Source organism: Adlercreutzia sp. ZJ154 (assembly GCF_011039055.1).
GTDB lineage: Bacteria > Actinomycetota > Coriobacteriia > Coriobacteriales > Eggerthellaceae > Adlercreutzia_A.
This window is the reverse complement of record NZ_JAAKEF010000020.1, coordinates 22,613-39,262: the sequence shown is the minus strand read 5'-3', so window position 1 is coordinate 39,262 and position 16,650 is coordinate 22,613. Positions and strand designations below refer to the sequence as shown.

The 16,650-nt window shown below is 51.4% G+C and carries 18 protein-coding genes and 1 tRNA gene; 7 read left to right on the top strand and 12 right to left on the bottom strand.

Annotated elements, in window-relative coordinates; genetic code table 11:
- Positions 1-505: 505 nt before the first annotated feature.
- Positions 506-586 (bottom strand) — tRNA-Leu (locus tag G7Y37_RS07970).
- Positions 587-1,008: 422 nt separating this feature from the next.
- Here G7Y37_RS07970 and G7Y37_RS07965 point away from each other — a divergent pair.
- The 4 genes from G7Y37_RS07965 to G7Y37_RS07950 all read left to right on the top strand — a co-directional run bounded on the left by G7Y37_RS07965 (position 1,009) and on the right by G7Y37_RS07950 (position 3,443).
- A complete protein-coding gene (locus tag G7Y37_RS07965) occupies positions 1,009-1,449 on the top strand; it encodes a phage integrase SAM-like domain-containing protein (protein ID WP_165062936.1) in 441 nt (146 codons plus the stop codon).
- Positions 1,398-2,156 carry a site-specific integrase gene (locus G7Y37_RS07960; RefSeq protein WP_165062935.1) on the top strand — a complete coding sequence of 253 codons (759 nt, stop codon included), beginning with the start codon at positions 1,398-1,400 and terminating at the stop codon, positions 2,154-2,156. Before G7Y37_RS07965 ends, G7Y37_RS07960 begins: the two co-directional genes overlap by 52 nt.
- 115 nt (positions 2,157-2,271) lie before the next feature.
- Positions 2,272-3,036, top strand: a complete 765-nt coding sequence (locus G7Y37_RS07955) for a type IV toxin-antitoxin system AbiEi family antitoxin domain-containing protein (RefSeq protein ID WP_165062934.1) — start codon at positions 2,272-2,274, stop codon at positions 3,034-3,036.
- The gene (locus G7Y37_RS07950; RefSeq protein WP_165062933.1) at positions 3,033-3,443 is read left to right on the top strand and encodes a nucleotidyl transferase AbiEii/AbiGii toxin family protein; all 411 of its coding nucleotides are present in this window, start codon (positions 3,033-3,035) and stop codon (positions 3,441-3,443) included. Before G7Y37_RS07955 ends, G7Y37_RS07950 begins: the two co-directional genes overlap by 4 nt.
- Here G7Y37_RS07950 and G7Y37_RS07945 read toward each other — a convergent pair.
- The 3 genes from G7Y37_RS07945 to G7Y37_RS07935 are packed head-to-tail and all read right to left on the bottom strand — an operon-like array spanning position 3,440 to position 5,411.
- Entirely contained in the window at positions 3,440-4,219 is a 780-nt protein-coding gene (locus tag G7Y37_RS07945; protein WP_165062932.1) for an SDR family NAD(P)-dependent oxidoreductase, read from the bottom strand. The two genes, G7Y37_RS07950 and G7Y37_RS07945, sit on opposite strands and share 4 nt — an antisense overlap.
- A gap of 38 nt (positions 4,220-4,257) precedes the next feature.
- Complete coding sequence (locus tag G7Y37_RS07940; protein WP_165062931.1) at positions 4,258-4,869, bottom strand: VOC family protein; 612 nt, start codon at positions 4,867-4,869, stop codon at positions 4,258-4,260.
- Between the two features lie 35 nt (positions 4,870-4,904).
- On the bottom strand, positions 4,905-5,411 hold the full coding sequence (locus tag G7Y37_RS07935) for a hypothetical protein (protein WP_165062930.1): 507 nt from the start codon (positions 5,409-5,411) through the stop codon (positions 4,905-4,907).
- 263 nt (positions 5,412-5,674) lie between these two features.
- Between G7Y37_RS07935 and G7Y37_RS07930 the strand changes: the two genes are divergently transcribed.
- Positions 5,675-5,854, top strand: coding sequence for a hypothetical protein (locus G7Y37_RS07930; RefSeq protein ID WP_165062929.1), 180 nt, complete (start codon positions 5,675-5,677; stop codon positions 5,852-5,854).
- A 92-nt stretch (positions 5,855-5,946) separates the two neighbouring features.
- On the opposite strand, the gene G7Y37_RS07925 is transcribed toward G7Y37_RS07930, so the two are convergent.
- The 5 genes from G7Y37_RS07925 to G7Y37_RS07905 form a co-directional block, all read right to left on the bottom strand.
- On the bottom strand, positions 5,947-6,399 hold the full coding sequence (locus tag G7Y37_RS07925) for a VOC family protein (RefSeq protein WP_165062928.1): 453 nt from the start codon (positions 6,397-6,399) through the stop codon (positions 5,947-5,949).
- A 34-nt stretch (positions 6,400-6,433) separates the two neighbouring features.
- Entirely contained in the window at positions 6,434-7,015 is a 582-nt protein-coding gene (locus G7Y37_RS07920) for a TetR/AcrR family transcriptional regulator (protein WP_165062927.1), read from the bottom strand.
- A gap of 76 nt (positions 7,016-7,091) precedes the next feature.
- The gene (locus tag G7Y37_RS07915; RefSeq protein ID WP_165062926.1) at positions 7,092-7,892 is read right to left on the bottom strand and encodes a 4Fe-4S dicluster domain-containing protein; all 801 of its coding nucleotides are present in this window, start codon (positions 7,890-7,892) and stop codon (positions 7,092-7,094) included.
- Position 7,893: 1 nt separating this feature from the next.
- The gene (locus G7Y37_RS07910) at positions 7,894-10,563 is read right to left on the bottom strand and encodes a molybdopterin-dependent oxidoreductase (RefSeq protein WP_165062925.1); all 2,670 of its coding nucleotides are present in this window, start codon (positions 10,561-10,563) and stop codon (positions 7,894-7,896) included.
- A gap of 152 nt (positions 10,564-10,715) precedes the next feature.
- Complete coding sequence (locus tag G7Y37_RS07905) at positions 10,716-11,234, bottom strand: peptidylprolyl isomerase (protein WP_165062924.1); 519 nt, start codon at positions 11,232-11,234, stop codon at positions 10,716-10,718.
- 240 nt (positions 11,235-11,474) lie between these two features.
- On the opposite strand from G7Y37_RS07905, the gene G7Y37_RS07900 reads away from it, so the two are divergent.
- Together G7Y37_RS07900 and G7Y37_RS07895 are read left to right on the top strand one after the other, a co-directional pair.
- A complete protein-coding gene (locus G7Y37_RS07900; protein WP_165062923.1) occupies positions 11,475-12,296 on the top strand; it encodes an SDR family NAD(P)-dependent oxidoreductase in 822 nt (273 codons plus the stop codon).
- A gap of 1,175 nt (positions 12,297-13,471) precedes the next feature.
- Entirely contained in the window at positions 13,472-14,482 is a 1,011-nt protein-coding gene (locus G7Y37_RS07895; protein WP_165062922.1) for a hypothetical protein, read from the top strand.
- Between the two features lie 77 nt (positions 14,483-14,559).
- Here G7Y37_RS07895 and G7Y37_RS07890 read toward each other — a convergent pair whose 3' ends face one another.
- The 3 genes from G7Y37_RS07890 to G7Y37_RS07880 form a co-directional block, all read right to left on the bottom strand.
- Entirely contained in the window at positions 14,560-14,970 is a 411-nt protein-coding gene (locus G7Y37_RS07890; protein WP_255463974.1) for a hypothetical protein, read from the bottom strand.
- Positions 14,971-15,190: 220 nt separating this feature from the next.
- On the bottom strand, positions 15,191-15,448 hold the full coding sequence (locus tag G7Y37_RS07885) for a hypothetical protein (RefSeq protein WP_165062921.1): 258 nt from the start codon (positions 15,446-15,448) through the stop codon (positions 15,191-15,193).
- A gap of 427 nt (positions 15,449-15,875) precedes the next feature.
- Entirely contained in the window at positions 15,876-16,640 is a 765-nt protein-coding gene (locus G7Y37_RS07880) for a 4Fe-4S binding protein (RefSeq protein ID WP_165062920.1), read from the bottom strand.
- Positions 16,641-16,650 lie beyond the last annotated feature (10 nt).

Genomic DNA, 16,650 nt, shown 5'->3' with positions numbered 1-16,650 from the left:
AACCACGGAGAACATTTGCACGGCAATATGGTTGCGTGCGTTGACAGAAAGAGAAACATCTCAAGTGGCCCCGTCCAGCCGAAGGTATCTACATGCGGCAACCAAGCCTTACGAGGCAGCGACACGCGGATATGAGTTTGATCAAAGTGCTTGACGTTGGTAAACACGTCTGAAATTGGAGGCAAGCAACGATGGGTTATCGCCTAGCCTGTCCGGCCAGACAGGCTAGGCGATTATTTGTCCTTGACAAGAAAACTGGTCATATGAATGTTCTACTCATATTAGAAGGTCGGCAGCAAAAGCGGATGCCGAGGAAGGGGACGTCGCCTGCTGGGGTACGGGAATCCTATGGGCTGAACTCCATATGAGCGGCTCTAAAGCCACTGGCTGGTTCTAGTCTCCAGACACGTTTTTATGCCTATAACCCTCCAAAATGTCGATTTTTGATGACAAAATGAAAACAGGTCAGAACCGAAAATATGTTCTGACCTGCTAAGTTTTTGGTCGCGGGGGCTGGGTTTGAACCAACGACCTCCGGGTTATGAGCGATTCAAACCCGATTGTCAGGCTTTATCCTGCTTCCCGCAATACCAACATAGGCCTGCTCGCAATGCGTTCCATTTTATCAAGGCTTGGCCCCGAATCGTCTTGTTTTCCAACTCTTCCATCCAGCTTTGGTGCCAAATTGGTGCCAAGCTTTGGCTGTGGAAAACGCGTTCGCGAGATGCGCTTTGTAATTGCAGCAAAGTGCTTCCAGCATGAGCTCTTCAAGCGATCTTGCGCTGCGCCAATTCCTTTCCCTGCCGCTCTCCTGGCTCCGTTTGGGAAAAAGCTGGAGAAAGGAAATCGCATGAAGTACAAGTCAAGAGGCTCAGAAGGCGCGGCAACGACTCATGGCAGACTCAGATCACGCATACAGACCCGCTTACGGGAGAGCCCGTAACCACGTATCACACCAGCAGGGCAACTTCTTAGCGCCAAGCCAGAGAGAAGCACGACGAGCTCATCTTGAGCCTGAAAACCGGCGGTCTTGCGATGGGCGTGGATGTCACGGTCGAACAGTTCATGAGAAGCTTCCTAGACTACAAGGAGCAAAGCAAGACGGTTGAGCCGTCCACCATGCGCGGCTACAAGGGCGAGACGAGGCTCATGTGCAGATACATCGGAGCGGAGCTCATCTCTGACCTCAACGTGCCAACAATCAACGCCTGGATGGCCAAGATGTCTGCGGATGATTACGCCCCGAAGACCGTAGCGAAGTGCTTCCGGCTTCTGAAGCAGGCTCTCAACTACGCGATCTCGCTAGACCTCCTCACGAAAACCCCTGCAACTTCTGCAAGCCCCCGAAGCGAGCGAAGACCCCGACCAACGCGCTTTGCCGCGAGGATAGAAGCCGCATGCTCGACCTGGCCAGGCAAGCCCAGCCGAACGCGCTCGCCGTTGCCGTAGAGATCGCCCTCACCACGGGCATGAGGCGCGCCGAGGTTTGCGCTCTCAGGTGGGACGACTTCGACCAGGACAAGGGAACCATCACCGTTTCGCACGCGTTCGGCAACGGCGAAGGGGGCTTCTACCTCAAGGAGCCGAAGAGCGGCCGCACTCGTACGATACCGCTCACATCCCACACGAGAAGGCTCCTTGAGGGCATGCTCGAGGACTCGCGCTGGATGCTCGGGAAGCTCAAGGTCCCCTTTTCCAACTGCTTCATCCTTGGAACTCAGGAATCGGAAAGCCGTCCCTACAACCCCACCCAGCTCGGGAAGGACTTCTCGGCCTTCTGCAAGATGAACAAGTTCAGCTGCACGTTCCACGACCTTCGCCACACCTTCGCGACGTACCTGATAGCGCAAGGTGTCGACATCATCACCGTCGCCAACTACCTCGGCCATTCGAGCCCTTCGATGACCCTCGACATCTACGCCGACGTCGATCCCGACGCCAAGGCGCGCGCAGTGGGAAAGATCGAAGATGCCTTCGACGATACGATGAGCGTATTCGAGCGGACTGCGGCAGAGCGCCGCAGGGAGCTCGAACAGCAAACGGATGCCGCAGAGACAAGCGATGCGGGCAAGGCGGCGAAGATGTCCGCCAACGCCATTCCTTTCTCCATCGAGGAGCTGGAGGAGATACTCGCCGTGCTCAGAAGAGCCTCTTGAGCCATCCGCCGCCCCCGCTGGGACAAATTGTCCCAGCGGGCTATCATTGATGGAAATGATAGCTTTATACTACTCATAGTGTTATAAACCAACTTGATTTGTAAATGGAACCATCATGATCGAAAGCTACATCGAGAACCATCCCGTGTTCACTCGCCGTGAGCTCATGGACGGCTGCGGCGACACCCAGACCAACGCGAACTTGCTCTCCCGCGCGAAGAAGGCCGGCAAGGTGGTCTCGGTCGCGAGAGGCGTCTACGCATCCAACACGGGTCGTTTCCGAGCGAGCGAGGCGAACCCCTACGCCATCGCCCAGAAGCTAGGAGAGGATGTCGTGTTCGCCTACAGCAGCGCCCTCGCGCTCTTGGTCGGAACCCACGACGTCACCCCCAGGGTTACCTTCTATGCGGATTCCGCCGAAAGGCGAGTCGATTGGGGAGGCCATGAGTACGTCAGCTACTCGAAGCCGGATGCCGTCTCCACCAGGAGGCGCAGGCTGCCCGATGGCACCATGGTAGTGTTCACCGACAAGGAGCAGACCATCATCGACTGCCTCGCGAGGCCGGACAGGTGCGGCGGCGCAGAGGCCCTCCTCAGAAGCCTCTCCGCGATCGAGTTCGTGGATGCGGAGAAGCTGGCGGATAAGGCGCTGGCCCGCTCGAAAAGCGTGTCGGCGAAGCTGGGTTGGATCCTCGAAGCGAAAAGAGGCGCCTGGGGCATCTCCGGCAGCGTGATCGAAAGGCTAAGGGAAGAGGTCTCGGGCAAGGGGCCGTTCTATTTCTCACGGAACCACGATGCGGCAGACGGCTCGTGGTGCGCAGAGTGGCGGCTGTACCTTCCGGCGTCTGAAGGAGAGTGCGAGAGATGGATAGAGGAATGAGCGATTTGGTCTTCGACCGGGACTCGGCCGACAAGGTCGCCCGGACGCTTGAGCTCCTAGAGGCGCTGCACTCGCATCCTGCCGTACGAGGCAAAGTGTGCCTCCATGGAGGCACCGCCCTCAACTTGTTCGTGCTGGCTCCCGAAAGGCTGTCCCTTGATGCGGACATCAACTACGTCGGCGCGTGCGAGCCTGAGTTCTTCGAGGAACAGGACGGCTCAGTGGTGTTCGGCTGGGACTGGGTCAAGTGGTACGACGGGCAGCTTGCGGACGTGACCAACGTCTCCGATGCGCTTTCCGAGATCGCGGACGACGGCATCCCTTGCGCGCGGCGTGCCCGACCTCCGGATAGCCGGCGTGACAGATCGGGCTGCCAGCGAGATCTGTCACGCCGGATTCCCCTTTAAGCCATTTCTCCACCATCGATCAAAATGCTGGAGCCTGTCACCCACTGAGAAGCATCTGATGCTAAATACAAAACTCCATTGGCGATATCTTCAGGCTGGCCCAATCGCCGTAAGGGGATCCTTTGTGCAGCAGGAGCCACGAATTTCTCGAATTGCTCGTCCATTCCTTCTGGATGAGTCATCTCTGTCTCGATAAGGCCCGGTATAACAGCATTGACGCGAATCTTTTCCGGTGCGAGCTTCTTAGCGAAGAACTTGGTCCATGCCTTGATCGCACCCTTCGCTGCTGTATATGCAGCGCTACCAGCAGCATGAAGACTGGCAAGGGAGTTGACAAGTATGATTGAGCCATTATCCGATTTGGCACATTCTTTGTGTCCGTACTTGAGCATGTAGAAAACGCCATCTAGGTTTATATCCAATACATTTCTGTAGTTCTCCATGTCGAACTCGTCATCGATGGTTCGTCCATTTAAGCCATTAATGCCATGGGCAAGGACGATGACATCAAGTCTTCCAAAACGACTGACGCACTCTGTGATCGCTCGCTTGCATTGTTCTGGATCCGAGACATCAATGGCGCAATATCCCGCTTCAACGCCGTAGGCTTTGATTTCCTCTACAGCCTCAGCTAATCGATCTTCGCGTCTCGCTATCAAGAAGACGTTAGCCCCTGCTTCTGCTAGCACTCGAGCAGAAGCTTTGCCGATGCCCTCACTGCTTGCTCCGGTAATAAGCGCAACGCGCCCTTCCATACTGAATTGATCTAAGTTCATTCTTCTCCTTCAGCAACTTATCTAACACACGTTTCTTACTAACCCATTTCCCTTATGAAATCGGTTTCACCATCCCAATCTTTACCGGCATTGATCACCATGTCGTGAATGAATTTCGCTCCATCATCAATAAGTTGAACCATCATTCCTAATTCCTCGGTCATGTCTACGACCATGAATCCGATCTTGTTCTCATCCAAGCCTAGCGTTGAAGGATCGATCCCCATCGCTTCGCATTTCTCCAATGCTCCTGAGATGTCGGTATACCCAATAACGACAATCGGGATACCAAGTTCCTCACATGCCTCTTTGGCTTCTTCGAGACTTTCGACGAAAACATGAAGATGATTGATCCCAGGTTTATCCATATCGTTGTAATCGGTATACATGGAGTCGCCTGGGGTTAATTGCTGTACAACTTCCACAGAATGACTTCCCCATGCGCCGTAATACGCCCGAAGCTCAAAAGGGTTTTCAAGCTCTTTCCCTCGATAGATCACCTTGCTGAATTTGTTTACTGTTGTGAAATAAGGGCCTGAGCCGAATAACCTGTTGTGCTCTCTGGCAAATCGTTCACCATCTGGGGCATAAAAGCCGATCTGATGAACAAAGTCTCTGCCCTTGAAGTAATTTTGATACCTGCTGCTCATCGTTCTCCTCCTTTTGGATCGAATTCCAGACCGTATTAATTCACGTTATTTATCATTCGCTCTAGATTCTCGTACCCACCTTGTAATGGTTTTTGCGTAACGATGTCTTTTGCGCCGATCTTTATCAGATAGCCCAAATCGTTCTCCACTGACTGAATCCTTGAATCCAGCGGACCATTTATCAAGGTCATCCATGTATGGGACTCGTCCTTCAAAAGCGGAAGTAACAATTCGAGGATTTCTTCAGATCCTGAGACATCGAGAACATAGGCGATCAGAAGACCTAGCAGCCTTCTTTGCTCAATGGTGCATGGGTCGTCAAACAAGGCTGAAACATCAAAGAGCGAAGCGCCTAGGTAATATCTGATCTGATTTAGAATTCCATAGTAATCTTCAGCAATTTCTAGGGGAACTTGCACTTCATTGGCGGCATTTCCAAGCAAAACCAAATCATCTTTTGGAATTCCATCTGAAGAGAGCTTGAGGATAAGGTCTCTGGTAATAAGGAAATTGCTAAAGGGGGGTATGATTCCGTGTGCCATTATGTCTCCTTGAGTATCCTTATCTTCAACTTTAATTGCTTCGGATTATTTCGCCATTCACAAAAAAACTGACTGCATTAGACCTATGAACAAATCTTAAGAATCATTCATTTTAGGGTTGCAATTCCTAAAAATGTAACCTTGATCTCGTCATCCATTAAAGCTGTGAATTGAGACTAGGCGCAATATTCGCAATTATGGAATCACCCGATAGAAAGAGGTGACCCATGGCTTTGTCGGTAAAAACAAAGTTGAAGGAGATCATGAAGCGCGAGGATGCAATGGACGTTCTCGAAGAGTACGTACCAGGTGTTAAGGAAAATCCGAAGCTTAAACTCGGTGCTTCAATGCCAATAGACATGCTTGCGAAAATGGCACCTGACATGCTTCCGCCAGACAAGATCCCTGAATTGGATGCTGCACTTCAAAAGCTTCCAGATTAAATCTTCTTAAAGCTGGAGACTCTGTACCTAGAAAAATGACCCTGGCAATATCAGGGTCATTTTTAGTTTGTGAATAGCTGAGAACTATGTCTTTATTCTTCGACGGGCATAGGGAAATATTCCAGAACCGTCCCAATATCATCACGGAAATCGTAATACTCCCACTCAAATGGAATGCCCTTTTGATAACCCGCCAATAAGAGCTTATGGCCTGAATTCCTTAGGTCGTCCTCATCATCAGTAGAGACGCTAATATGATGCAGAGAAATCCACGTATCGAGCTTGTCTAACCAATGTGCATAGTCTGAATGATCATCGAGTGGCTGAATCAATTCTATCTCGATGTCCAATTCAGAATCTGTTGCGCAAAGGAAAGCATAGTCCTGTTTCTCTCCATCACAAATCATCCCAGTAAATTCTTTGTTTGATACTTTGGTTACAGGACTCCAATCCGTAAGTCCCACCTTGGTGAAGTTCTCTATTGCCTTCTCTATGTCCCTTGTAACGAAACCAAGTTGCTTTATTTCTGTAATATGATTTGCCATATTATGTCCTTCTAACGAATCAAAATCTCACGGATCAAAGGTCTGCGAGTTTCATCCAATAGTTAATGCTCATATCGTTGAAAAGCTTCGAAAGATTGCTTGCGCTCACTTGCTGGCCGTCTTTTAGCCATCTTTGAATCAAGACTGCGTTGCCTGCAGCAAAATAGTAGCTAACATATTCTTTGCGCCAATCCGAATCATCCATGCCGAGATTGGAGAGTATCTCGGTATTCAATATTCTGATGTTCTTGATCAGAGCTTCCACTAAGGGGCTATCTATGTCTCCAGCTTTGCAGCAGAGACGAGAATAGAATTCGAAATCTTCGCTGATCTCTTTGTAGATCATCTCGTTTACAGCAGTCGGAAAAGTGGTTCTAAGCTCCGGATTCTCCATCATAGACATTACGACATCAGATAACTGAATCAATGGTCGAATCAATTTCTCATGCACCAATTGATCGACAATGTCGTATTTACTCTTATAGTGAACATAAAAGGTCTTTCTAGACACGTTCGCATTGTCGCAGATTTGGTACACAGCGACTTTGTCATAAGAAATCCCTTTATTTACAATGAGATCTCTGAAGCTCTCTGCAATGACCTCTTTTGCGTTCATGACCTTTTCCGAAACGACAATAGGTAGGATAAGTCTTCTTATCCTACCTATCTAATTTTACACTCTTGATACTCGGTTATTTGAGCGCAATGTTGCCCATTCCGATGGATTTCTCCTTAGTAGAAACATTTCCTTTGTAGGACTTTCCTCCACCATGGATGGTGAGCTCTAGCTCCTCTTCGGGAAGATTTCTGAGCCAGAAATCTCCAAAAGCATCAGTCTTTACCGTCCAGCTCCCACTTGGACTTTTAGCGGTAACCGTAGCACCTGTTACTACTTCTTCGATTTCAGGATCATAAACTTTACCAGCAACGAATCTCTTTGGAAGACCGCGATAATAAACGCGGGTCTTGAGGCCAAACTCAGGCTTTAGCCTCTCTGTATCCGCAAGGTCCAGCTCAGATTCTTCGCCGAATTGAATTGCGTCAAGGTGGCAGTTATCAACACACCTAGGAACACTGATCGGATGGCCACGATCGATAAGATGCGCACAGCCGGTGCACTTCTGCGGAATCTCAAGCTCTTCGTTCCAGAAGATTGCCTTATAAGGGCAAGCGTCTACGATCTGCTTTTGGCCCTTTGCTTTCTCGGGATCGATGATTACCAGACCATCATCTCTTTGATACACGGCATCATTTTTAGCCGCCTTGATGCAAGGAGCATTTTCGCAATGCTGACACATCACCGGGACATATGAAACTTTTACATGTGGACGGGCGCCATGCTCGGTTTCGTATAGGTGTAGCCAGAATTGCCCAGTATCGGGTTGTGGCTCGGCGTAAGGCATCCAGCAATTGCCGCAGTGCTCGTCTTTGCAGCCAATCTGGCAATCGTAGCAACCCACGCACTTGTTCAAATCAACAAGAAAGGCTTTCATATTATTCGACTCCTTCTACCCAGCCATCATAGTGAGAGCCGGATGCGGGATCGTATGCTCTCTCGAAGGCTTCTGGGTATTGCTTGATCCAACCAGCCATCTCCTCATCAGAGACCTTCTGAACGTCTACAAGATAGCCACTAACCGCAAAGCCATAGCAATGCTTTGAAATCGGCCCGGCAGGACTGATCAGGTTGATATTGCCTCCGCGATCGAATTCGGTAGCTATAGGATCTGAGCGCGATCCCTTGTTCACCATGACTGATTGAGGAAGAATTCTCTCTGAAACCTTGGCTCCGCAAAGGACCGTACCGCGCTCGTTGTAAACCTTAACGATGTCGCCATCTGCGATTCCTTGCTTCTTCGCATCCTCGGGGGATATCCAGCAAGGCTCATAGAGGTATCCGTCCTTACCAACAACCTTTGCTGTTGGGATCTCGCGATGCCAAGTGATATCGTCGCATTGTGCATGGAAGCGCCAACGTCCAGTGCAAGCATTGACCAAGAATGGATACTTCTTGGCTCGCTCGCCCGCAAGGGTTTCATCATGAGTCCAGCCCTCTGACTCAGGACCGCCTACGATCCATTTTGCGAGCGGCTGACGCTCTTTGTCATCAGGGAAATTCTCTTCGAGCTGATCAGAATAGAACTCGATCTTTCCAGAAGGCGTGCCAACCGGGAAGCTCTCAGGATCTTCGTAGAAGAGTCGAGCATTTGGCTTGTAGTCCTTTGCGTATGGATCCTGTTTCGGTACGTAGAAACCCTTAGCCTTTAGCTCTTCCCAACCGATTTCACTAACAATTGGCGAACGTTCATATTCAGACTTCTTCTGCTGTTCGATTGTGAGTCCGAATGCCGGCTCACCCTCGATGCGACCTTCCGCCATCTGTTTAGGAAGCTCAGGGTCGAAACGCTCTGCTATCTTCAGGGAGATTTCGTAGTCAGACAGCGACTCGCCGACAGGTGGGATCGCAGCGTCTTGGACAGCGACCACCTCAATAGAGTCGCCCATGCCTGATCCTACGATATCCGATTCTTCAGCAGGGGTGGTTACAGGAAGAACAAGGTCTGCAAAAAGCGAGTCGTTCTCAAGCCAAGGATGATTCGTGATCACACACTCTAGATCCTTGTTGCGCATCGCCTCTTGGAATTCGAATCCGCCATTCCAGCAAGTTTGATTACAAGGCTTTTCAGACCAGAGCATATGGACCTTAGCGCCGCCCTCATCTTCCTCGATGGGATAGAAATTATGCTCGAATTGCTCGTCTGGCATCGCGAAGATGATCTGCGGGCTTCCCCACCAATCCGAATGTCCATTCTGAATCGAGCGAGCAACCAAGGTTCTCGGGATTGTCTGATCTGCTGGATAGAACTGCATAGCATGCATTTCTGAGAACATCATAGGGCCGTAAGGAGTAGGACGAACCGCCTGCTTGCCTCCGCCATACGAGAACAGATGGATCTGCTGTACGCCAGGAGCGCCAAAGCCCTGCAGAGCGAGTTTGTATACCTCAGTGCGTCCAGGCTCATGGCTGTATGGCCCACGAACATGGCAGCCGCAGTAGTGCAGAATAGAGGTTGTCTTAGTGCCCCATTCGCGTGCGAGTGCTTTAATTGTCCAAGGCTCTACTCCGCAAATCTCAGAAGCCCATTTTGGAGTCTTAGGAATACCATCTTCTTCGCCTAGGACATATGCCTTCAGCTTATCGAAGCCATATGTATGGGTCTCCACATAGTTGACGTCATAAAGGCCTTCCGTAAGCCAAACGTACATCATGCCGTAGTCGAGAGCGACATCAGTATTTGGAAGCAGCGGGATCCATGTGATCTCGTCATGGCAAACAGAGGTGTATGTGCAGAATGGGTCAACAACTACAAGCTTGATGCCGATATCCAGCCAAAAACGCATGACGCGACTCATCCATTGGCTGGCATAATTTTGGGTGGTCTCAAGGTCGCCCGCCTGCATGATGACCATGTCGGCATTTTTGGTGACATCTTCGATAACGTTCCATCCGTTATCGAACATTCCCAAACCAGCTTGCACCTGTGCGCCCCAAGCGAACTTGGCTCCCCAGTAGAATCCCTCAACTGAGTCTGGGGTTCTGACCTCACGAGTGAAACCGCCGGTTCTCATGAGCAAGTTGATGTGATTACCACCAACCATGTGGATGATCTTCGATTGGCAATGTCCATCTTCGCCGACTGCAAGTACGGAATTCTCACCGTAAGTCTTGCGAACACGTTTGATCTCATCGGCGATGATATCGCATGCTTCATCCCAGCTAATGCGAACGAATTTGGATTTGCCGCGGTTCTCGGCGTTGATCTTGTCGGGGTCTCCGCCTGGTTCCCAGTCAACGCGTTTTAGTGGATACTTTACGCGATTCTTCGAATAGATGCGCTTCTTGTATGCAAGCGACTGATAAGGTGGAGCGGTTTTCACTGGACATTTCAGCGTCTTTCCTCTTGCCGTGAAAGACCAAAGGCTGTCTTTGAGCTCATCCATCGAATACTCATCGGTATATCGAATAGGACGAATTCTGACCACCTTGCCGTCTTTCGAATCAATGGCTGATAGTTCACCGCCTGTGCCACCGCAAGCCATCCCACGATAGATCGTAGTTTCTGGTTCTTGCCATGGGCCGCTTGCGACCTCATGCTCTGCCATATCCACTCCTCTCTTGTTTTGTCAGATTATTCCGACATTACAAAGGTAGGAGACGGGACTAAGTCAACTCAATTCTCAAAAAGGTATGCTTTGGCAAAACAGTTGACAGTTTTGCCAAATAGAACAAACCGGGTTACAAAAGAAAAGATTCGTCACTCATTATCATGTTCACAGTGAAGATGCGCCTTACACCCGCATTCCTTTTCATGATGGTATTCTTCGTGGCTTATCGCATCTTCTTCGGAGTTGATAATTTTTACTACAGAGATCTTGTAGTTAATAGCATTTCCCGCTAGCTCATGATTGTGGTCAAAAGTAACGGTGTCATCTGAAACTTCGACTACCTTTGTCCGCATAGGTCCCATATCAGTGTTGAAGATTATATAGTCGCCAACAGGAAGAGCGTCTGCGTTTGGAATGTCTGATCTCGGGACTTTTTCAATAAGATTTGGATCGTATTCACCATAAGCATCTTTTGCTTCGACCCTCTGTGTGATCCGGCTATCTTTATCCAAACCGAGTAGAATCTCATTCAGCAGTGGCAGGATTTCTTTTTGCTGCAAGTCAATTTCTATAGGTATCCCACCTTGGCGATGGGTGTCGAAGAAGGTTCTTCCATCGTCAAGGCTAGCTGTGATGTGAATCTTGGCCTTGCTGTTTTTCTCTATCATCTCATCTCCCCTTTTTTTGAATCTATCAAGTGATTCGCGATGATGGAACTTCTCAATATGTGTATTTGTATAACTTCTTCAGGAACTTTACTGGATTATGTCACCCGCATTGTTTGAGACATCTTCAATTGAGAATGGTAGGCAACGGGGATTAAGGGTAGCTTTTAATCACTTGCAATTTCAGAAAGAGCGCATCAGTCTCTTTCTGACTCGAGAACAATTTTGAGAGGACGATGGCGTATGGAAAGCGAGATGAAAGTAGATGTAAACAAGGCATTCGATTTAACTGGCAGAGTAGCACTTATCACTGGTGCTAGCTCATGGGGTATCGGATCCGCTTCGGCCGAGGCTATGGCAGAAAAAGGAGCAAAGGTTTTCTTAGTTGCACGTCGCGAGGAACAGCTAAAGCAAAAGGTTGAAGAGTTCGAGAAGAAGGGCTATACAGCTGCATATGCGGTTTGTGATGTCGAAAAAGAAGAAGAATGCAAGGCAGCAGTTGATAAGTGTGTGGAGGCGTTCGGTCGCCTTGACATCCTCGTGACATCCGCAGGCAATGCTGGTGAAGCGCCCTATGAGATCGCAGACGAGTTTGATACAGACAATTGGAGATGGGTGCATAGCCTGAATCTTGATGGAAGCATCTGGTTCATGAAGTATGCATGGAAAGAGTGTTCGAAACATAAGGTTGGATCGATTATCTTCATCTCTTCGCTCGGAGCATTTACTGCAGATGGGTGTGCTGCATATTGCTCGACAAAAGGCGCTTTGCGAAGTCTGACAACCCACTTTGGTTATCATCTGGCGCCATTCGGCGTGCGCGTTAATAGTATCTATCCAGGATACATTGCTACAGATCTAACCAAAGAAGCATTCCTGAATCCCTATTCCAGCGGTAGTTTCATCGAAAGGGTTCCGATGGGGCGTCTTGGTATGCCAGAGGATATTGCATACGGAGCGTTATTCCTTGCGTCTGACGCATCGGCATTCATGACAGGGCAAGGCCTCATCATAGATGGCGGTCAGATCATCGAAGGAAGGGGCTTTCTTGAGTATGAAGGATAAATTATAAGCACTGCGCCAGTTCTTACTTTTCCCATTCTCTTGACTACCTGACTCCCCTAGATCAGGTAGCCTTTTTTATGTTAATCCTCATTGAAGTAGACGAACTTTTCTGTATAGGTTCAGAGCTTTCCTAAGAAGTTATCTCTGGGCAACTGATGTATCTTCGGCTTGTTCGGTGGCTTGTTCGGTATTCCCGCTTGTTAGCGCATCATCTTGTTCCCCAGCCCAATCCAGGTGCATGAACCGATTCTTCAATACGTTGTCCTCCCCGAGCAAAAGATTCCTGAAGAACGTCTCCAAGCCCTTGGCATCCGATGCTGTCGTTCAAGTCTCAGATTGAATTCTGTTTGCTTTTGGTCGCGGGGGCATGATTTGGATCTTTGATCTCCGGGTTATAAACAGATATGGGCCTGTTCGCAGTTGAAACGAACAGGCCCATTGTTTATTCAGGCGCAATCCGACATTTCCATGTCCGATTCCAGCCAATCCATGCAGTGGCCGCAGGCTAGAATCTATCCGCCAGCGCAACGAGGCGTTCACATCTGATTACAGGGAGGTTTCCATGAGGCGCAGGAAGAGGGAGGTCCTCGACAAGGACGAGGTCTTCGGGATACTCGCGAGGTGCAAAACCGTGCGCATCGGGATGTTCGGCGATAGGTACCCCAACCACCCGCGAGGGCTACGAGCGCATTTGCAGGCGCGTGGACGAGCTGAGCGAGGGCCGTGACGCCTATCCGCTCATCGGCGCGGAGCGGGAGCCTGAGTTCTTCGAGGAGCAGGACGGCTCAGTGGTGTTCGGCTGGGACTGGATCAAGTGGTACGACGGGCAGCTTGCGGACGTGACCAACGTCTCCGATGCGCTTTCCGAGATCGCGGACGACGGCATCCCTTGCGCGCGGCGTGCCCGACCTCCGGATAACCGGCGTGACAGCCCGAGCTGCCAGCGAGATCAGAGCACTGGTCCTGGCGGCGATGAAGACGCGAGGCATCCGACTGCCGAAACGCGCCGTCACGGTCGACCTCGTGTTCGACGTGCCTTTCGAGGCGATAAGCGAGCTGAGTCTCGCCGTATATGCCTCGTTGGTCTCTGCGTCTGGGATAATATAGGAGCTTGACAAGATGTTTGCCCAGCTGAGACAAATTGTCCCAATTGGGGTCAAGAGGGGAGGACGGAAATGGGCGCAACGCGAAGTCAGAAGAGGACTTTGATCGCCTTCTGCGAGTTATGCATTGCCCTTTACACTTACGGCGTCATCTCTGCTCCATGTATACCAAGCCATATCGAGGGCATCGCTTTGCCGCTCGACTTCATGGTCGGGATCCCGCTGGGCTTCTATATTCTCGTCGTCAGGCCGCGAGGACTCACGCTGCTCTCCGTCATCCCCGTCATCTGGGTAGGATACGGGCTAAGCGTGATTGCGCTCGGGTCGCCCAATGCGGGCGTGCTTCCGTGTCTGCTCGCTGTGTTGATTCCTGTGGAGATTGCCATCGCGGTCAGGGAATGCCTGGAGATCGCCAGGGTCTACAAAACCGCGAAGGAGAAGAGCGCCGATCCCATTGCCTGGTTCAAGGAGACGATGCTCTATCTTGTCAGAAAGGACACGCCTGCGAGCATGGCGGCAGCCGAGCTCAGCGTCTGGTACTACGCGTTGCTCTCATGGCGGAAGAAGCCCTACGTGCTGCCAGGCGAAAGGGTGTTCAGCTACCATAACGCGGGCGGCTATATGAACATGATGCTCGGTCTCGCGCTCGCGTTCCCGGTGGAAATCATTGGCGTCCATGTCCTCATATCCCAGTGGAGCGTCGTCGCTGCATGTGTCGTCACGGCGCTCTCGATCTATGCGGCTATCTGGCTCGCAGGCGATGCGCGAGCCCGCGTGATGCGACCTGTCGCTATCGGCGATGGTTACATTCGCCTGGAATGCGGCATCCAGATGGAGGCCACGATCCCGTTTTCCGACATAGAAAAGATCTGCTTTTCCGAAAGCGAAATCAATGCTTTTGCGAAGACGGACAAGCTCAACTATGGAACCTTTTACCAAGCGAACGTATGGGTTATTGTTAAGCATCCAGTTGAAGTCAGCACGATGCTCGGAAAAAAGCGCGTACGCGTCGTCGGATTGAGCCTGGACAATCCGGTGGCGTTAAAGAATTCTCTATCGGAACAGGAGTCGAGAGGACAATGATAAGGCTCCCCGCCCCCATCGGGTTTTGGGAAGGTGCGTACCCTTTCAAGCCGAAGTTATCACCCCCACATGCGATCTCATCTTGTATCAGCAGCCAGCGCTATGAGGCCGTTCACCCAGCCGGCCAGCTGCTTTTGCAGGCCTGCATCATCCGTTGACACAACGATCTCCTGCCCGAAAGGCGCAACCCTCAAAATCGCATAGCCATCCTTCAGCTCGGCCCTTCGTCCTCCCTGCCATGAGATGTTAATCCTTTCGTCGGCGAAAAACGGCTCCAGCTTCCAGAGGGTCATCTTGTTCTGGCCCTCAAGGGTGAGAACGAGCGAATCGCTGTTCTTGTTGTTCTCGTCGGTTTCGTTGAGCTTGAACGTGCTGTGCTCGCTTGGTACGTAGAGTCGGTTGTTTGGACGGTTATTATTTTTGCAATGGGGATGCCAAGGGTAGCGCTCGATGCCCTCTGGCCTGTCTAGCTTCTCTTCGACCTTCAGCAGTTCAGATGAATTTCTTCAGCTCCGTTTCGCGCGTAAAGGGCGCTAGTACCAAAATCCTATCAGCTCCACCTCGTCGTCGGGGCTGCCGTCGAGGCAGGGCAGCCCGTCCCTTCCTGCCCCGTAGACGAAGTCGTAGACGCTCCGCAGGTTCTTTCGCAAAAGGCGAAGGGTGGTGCACCAGCCGCCGTGCTCGAGCCTCTTCTCTATCAGCAGGTCGTCAGGCACATCGTCGAGGCGGCGGCCAGAAGATCATTTCGCTGAGGTCGTCCAGGGCCAGCCATTCTTCGTCGCGAACGAGGCCGTCTTCGCCGAACAGCTCCGCAGGCTCGTCGGCAAGACCGCCGAACGCGTCTTGGACGCGGTCTTGCAGCTCTTGCTTCTCATGCTCGGGAAGGCTCTGGGCCTCAAGGAGCGTGTAGCCGAAGTAGCCGAGGACGCGCTTATGAACGGGCTCGAACTTGCGTACACAGGGCATGGGAGTTCCTCTCCATGAGGGAATGGGCAGTGCGTGACGCACATGGCGAGCGCCGCTCATGACGAGAAGCGTGAAGCGTCTCGCATCTCCAATGCCTACTATCTTCGATCCCGCATCAAGTCGGGACGAAAGGAAGAGGTGCACATGCAAAATGTAACAAGGGAAAGAAGGGGGCTGCTCTCAGGGACAGCAGAGCCGGCAGGACTTGCAAGACTCGCAGGAATCGCGGGGTTGGCACTGCCAGCAGAGGGACTGATCGTGGCCAGCCCGGACAAGCCGCGTGGAGCAGGCGCCTGCTTGCTGCGGGCATGGCCTTCTCGGTATTGAGCGTTGCGGTGTTCATCGCCTCCAGGCAGCCGTATGCGGGAATCGTCCGTTTCGCCCTTCTCGTGATAAAAGGATTCTTTTTGAGGTAGATTGTGCGATTCTACAAAAACAGCTCTGGGTCCTTCTTCTCCATGCAGGCCTTCTTGATGGCCTTCGCGGCAACAGACACCATCATCTTGTTGATGCTGCGTGCATTCTTTGGGCAGACTTGGATGCAACGCATGCACGAGATGCAGAGGGCCTTGTTGGCAGCATAATCCTCCGAATTAATGGCGGCGGCTGGACACGCGCGTGCGCACTCTCCGCACGAGACGCAATTGCCGGTCACTTTGGGAACCAGCGGAACAGACCCCGCCTTCTTATATGGCGTGTTCCCAGGAACCTCGAACGGCTCGTTGGCCCCTGCTTGCATCTTCTCCTTTATTTCTTCAGCAAATTTCTTGAGAGCATCGACTTCGGGAAGATCGGGCATTCCCGTTGCATACTGGTGCATGATCGAATGCTCCGTAATGGCCGATATGGCGGCGATAACATCGAACCCCATCTTCTCGGCTGAATCCTTGAGCTCGAGCAGCGCATCGTCGTAAGCGCGGTTACCGTAGGCGATTACAACTATGGATTTCGAGCCCTGAGGATCGATCTTTTGCAAACGCTCCAAAGCGAGCGCCGGAACCCTTCCCCCGAAGCAAGGCATCGATATAACCGAGAGGCCGGCCGGATCCAAGACGAGATCGCTCTCGTTTACGAAGGGGTCCGAGAGGTCTATGGTCCTTATCTCGCCGCCGTCCGACAGCGATTCGCACAATACGCCGGCGATCTTCCCGGTTCCTCCTGTAGGGCTGAAGACTATGTTGTTGATAATCATCGTTCTTCCT

Excerpts from the sequence above, each read along its gene's own strand:
- G7Y37_RS07960 (WP_165062935.1), top strand. The coding sequence starts at position 1,398 with ATGCTCGACCTGGCCAGGCAAGCCCAGCCGAACGCGCTCGCCGTTGCC.
- G7Y37_RS07955 (WP_165062934.1), top strand. The coding sequence starts at position 2,272 with ATGATCGAAAGCTACATCGAGAACCATCCCGTGTTCACTCGCCGTGAG.
- G7Y37_RS07950 (WP_165062933.1), top strand. The coding sequence starts at position 3,033 with ATGAGCGATTTGGTCTTCGACCGGGACTCGGCCGACAAGGTCGCCCGG.
- G7Y37_RS07945 (WP_165062932.1), bottom strand. The coding sequence starts at position 4,219 with ATGAACTTAGATCAATTCAGTATGGAAGGGCGCGTTGCGCTTATTACC.
- G7Y37_RS07940 (WP_165062931.1), bottom strand. The coding sequence starts at position 4,869 with ATGAGCAGCAGGTATCAAAATTACTTCAAGGGCAGAGACTTTGTTCAT.
- G7Y37_RS07935 (WP_165062930.1), bottom strand. The coding sequence starts at position 5,411 with ATGGCACACGGAATCATACCCCCCTTTAGCAATTTCCTTATTACCAGA.
- G7Y37_RS07930 (WP_165062929.1), top strand. The coding sequence starts at position 5,675 with ATGAAGCGCGAGGATGCAATGGACGTTCTCGAAGAGTACGTACCAGGT.
- G7Y37_RS07925 (WP_165062928.1), bottom strand. The coding sequence starts at position 6,399 with ATGGCAAATCATATTACAGAAATAAAGCAACTTGGTTTCGTTACAAGG.
- G7Y37_RS07920 (WP_165062927.1), bottom strand. The coding sequence starts at position 7,015 with ATGAACGCAAAAGAGGTCATTGCAGAGAGCTTCAGAGATCTCATTGTA.
- G7Y37_RS07915 (WP_165062926.1), bottom strand. The coding sequence starts at position 7,892 with ATGAAAGCCTTTCTTGTTGATTTGAACAAGTGCGTGGGTTGCTACGAT.
- G7Y37_RS07910 (WP_165062925.1), bottom strand. The coding sequence starts at position 10,563 with ATGGCAGAGCATGAGGTCGCAAGCGGCCCATGGCAAGAACCAGAAACT.
- G7Y37_RS07905 (WP_165062924.1), bottom strand. The coding sequence starts at position 11,234 with ATGATAGAGAAAAACAGCAAGGCCAAGATTCACATCACAGCTAGCCTT.
- G7Y37_RS07900 (WP_165062923.1), top strand. The coding sequence starts at position 11,475 with ATGGAAAGCGAGATGAAAGTAGATGTAAACAAGGCATTCGATTTAACT.
- G7Y37_RS07895 (WP_165062922.1), top strand. The coding sequence starts at position 13,472 with ATGGGCGCAACGCGAAGTCAGAAGAGGACTTTGATCGCCTTCTGCGAG.
- G7Y37_RS07885 (WP_165062921.1), bottom strand. The coding sequence starts at position 15,448 with ATGCCCTGTGTACGCAAGTTCGAGCCCGTTCATAAGCGCGTCCTCGGC.
- G7Y37_RS07880 (WP_165062920.1), bottom strand. The coding sequence starts at position 16,640 with ATGATTATCAACAACATAGTCTTCAGCCCTACAGGAGGAACCGGGAAG.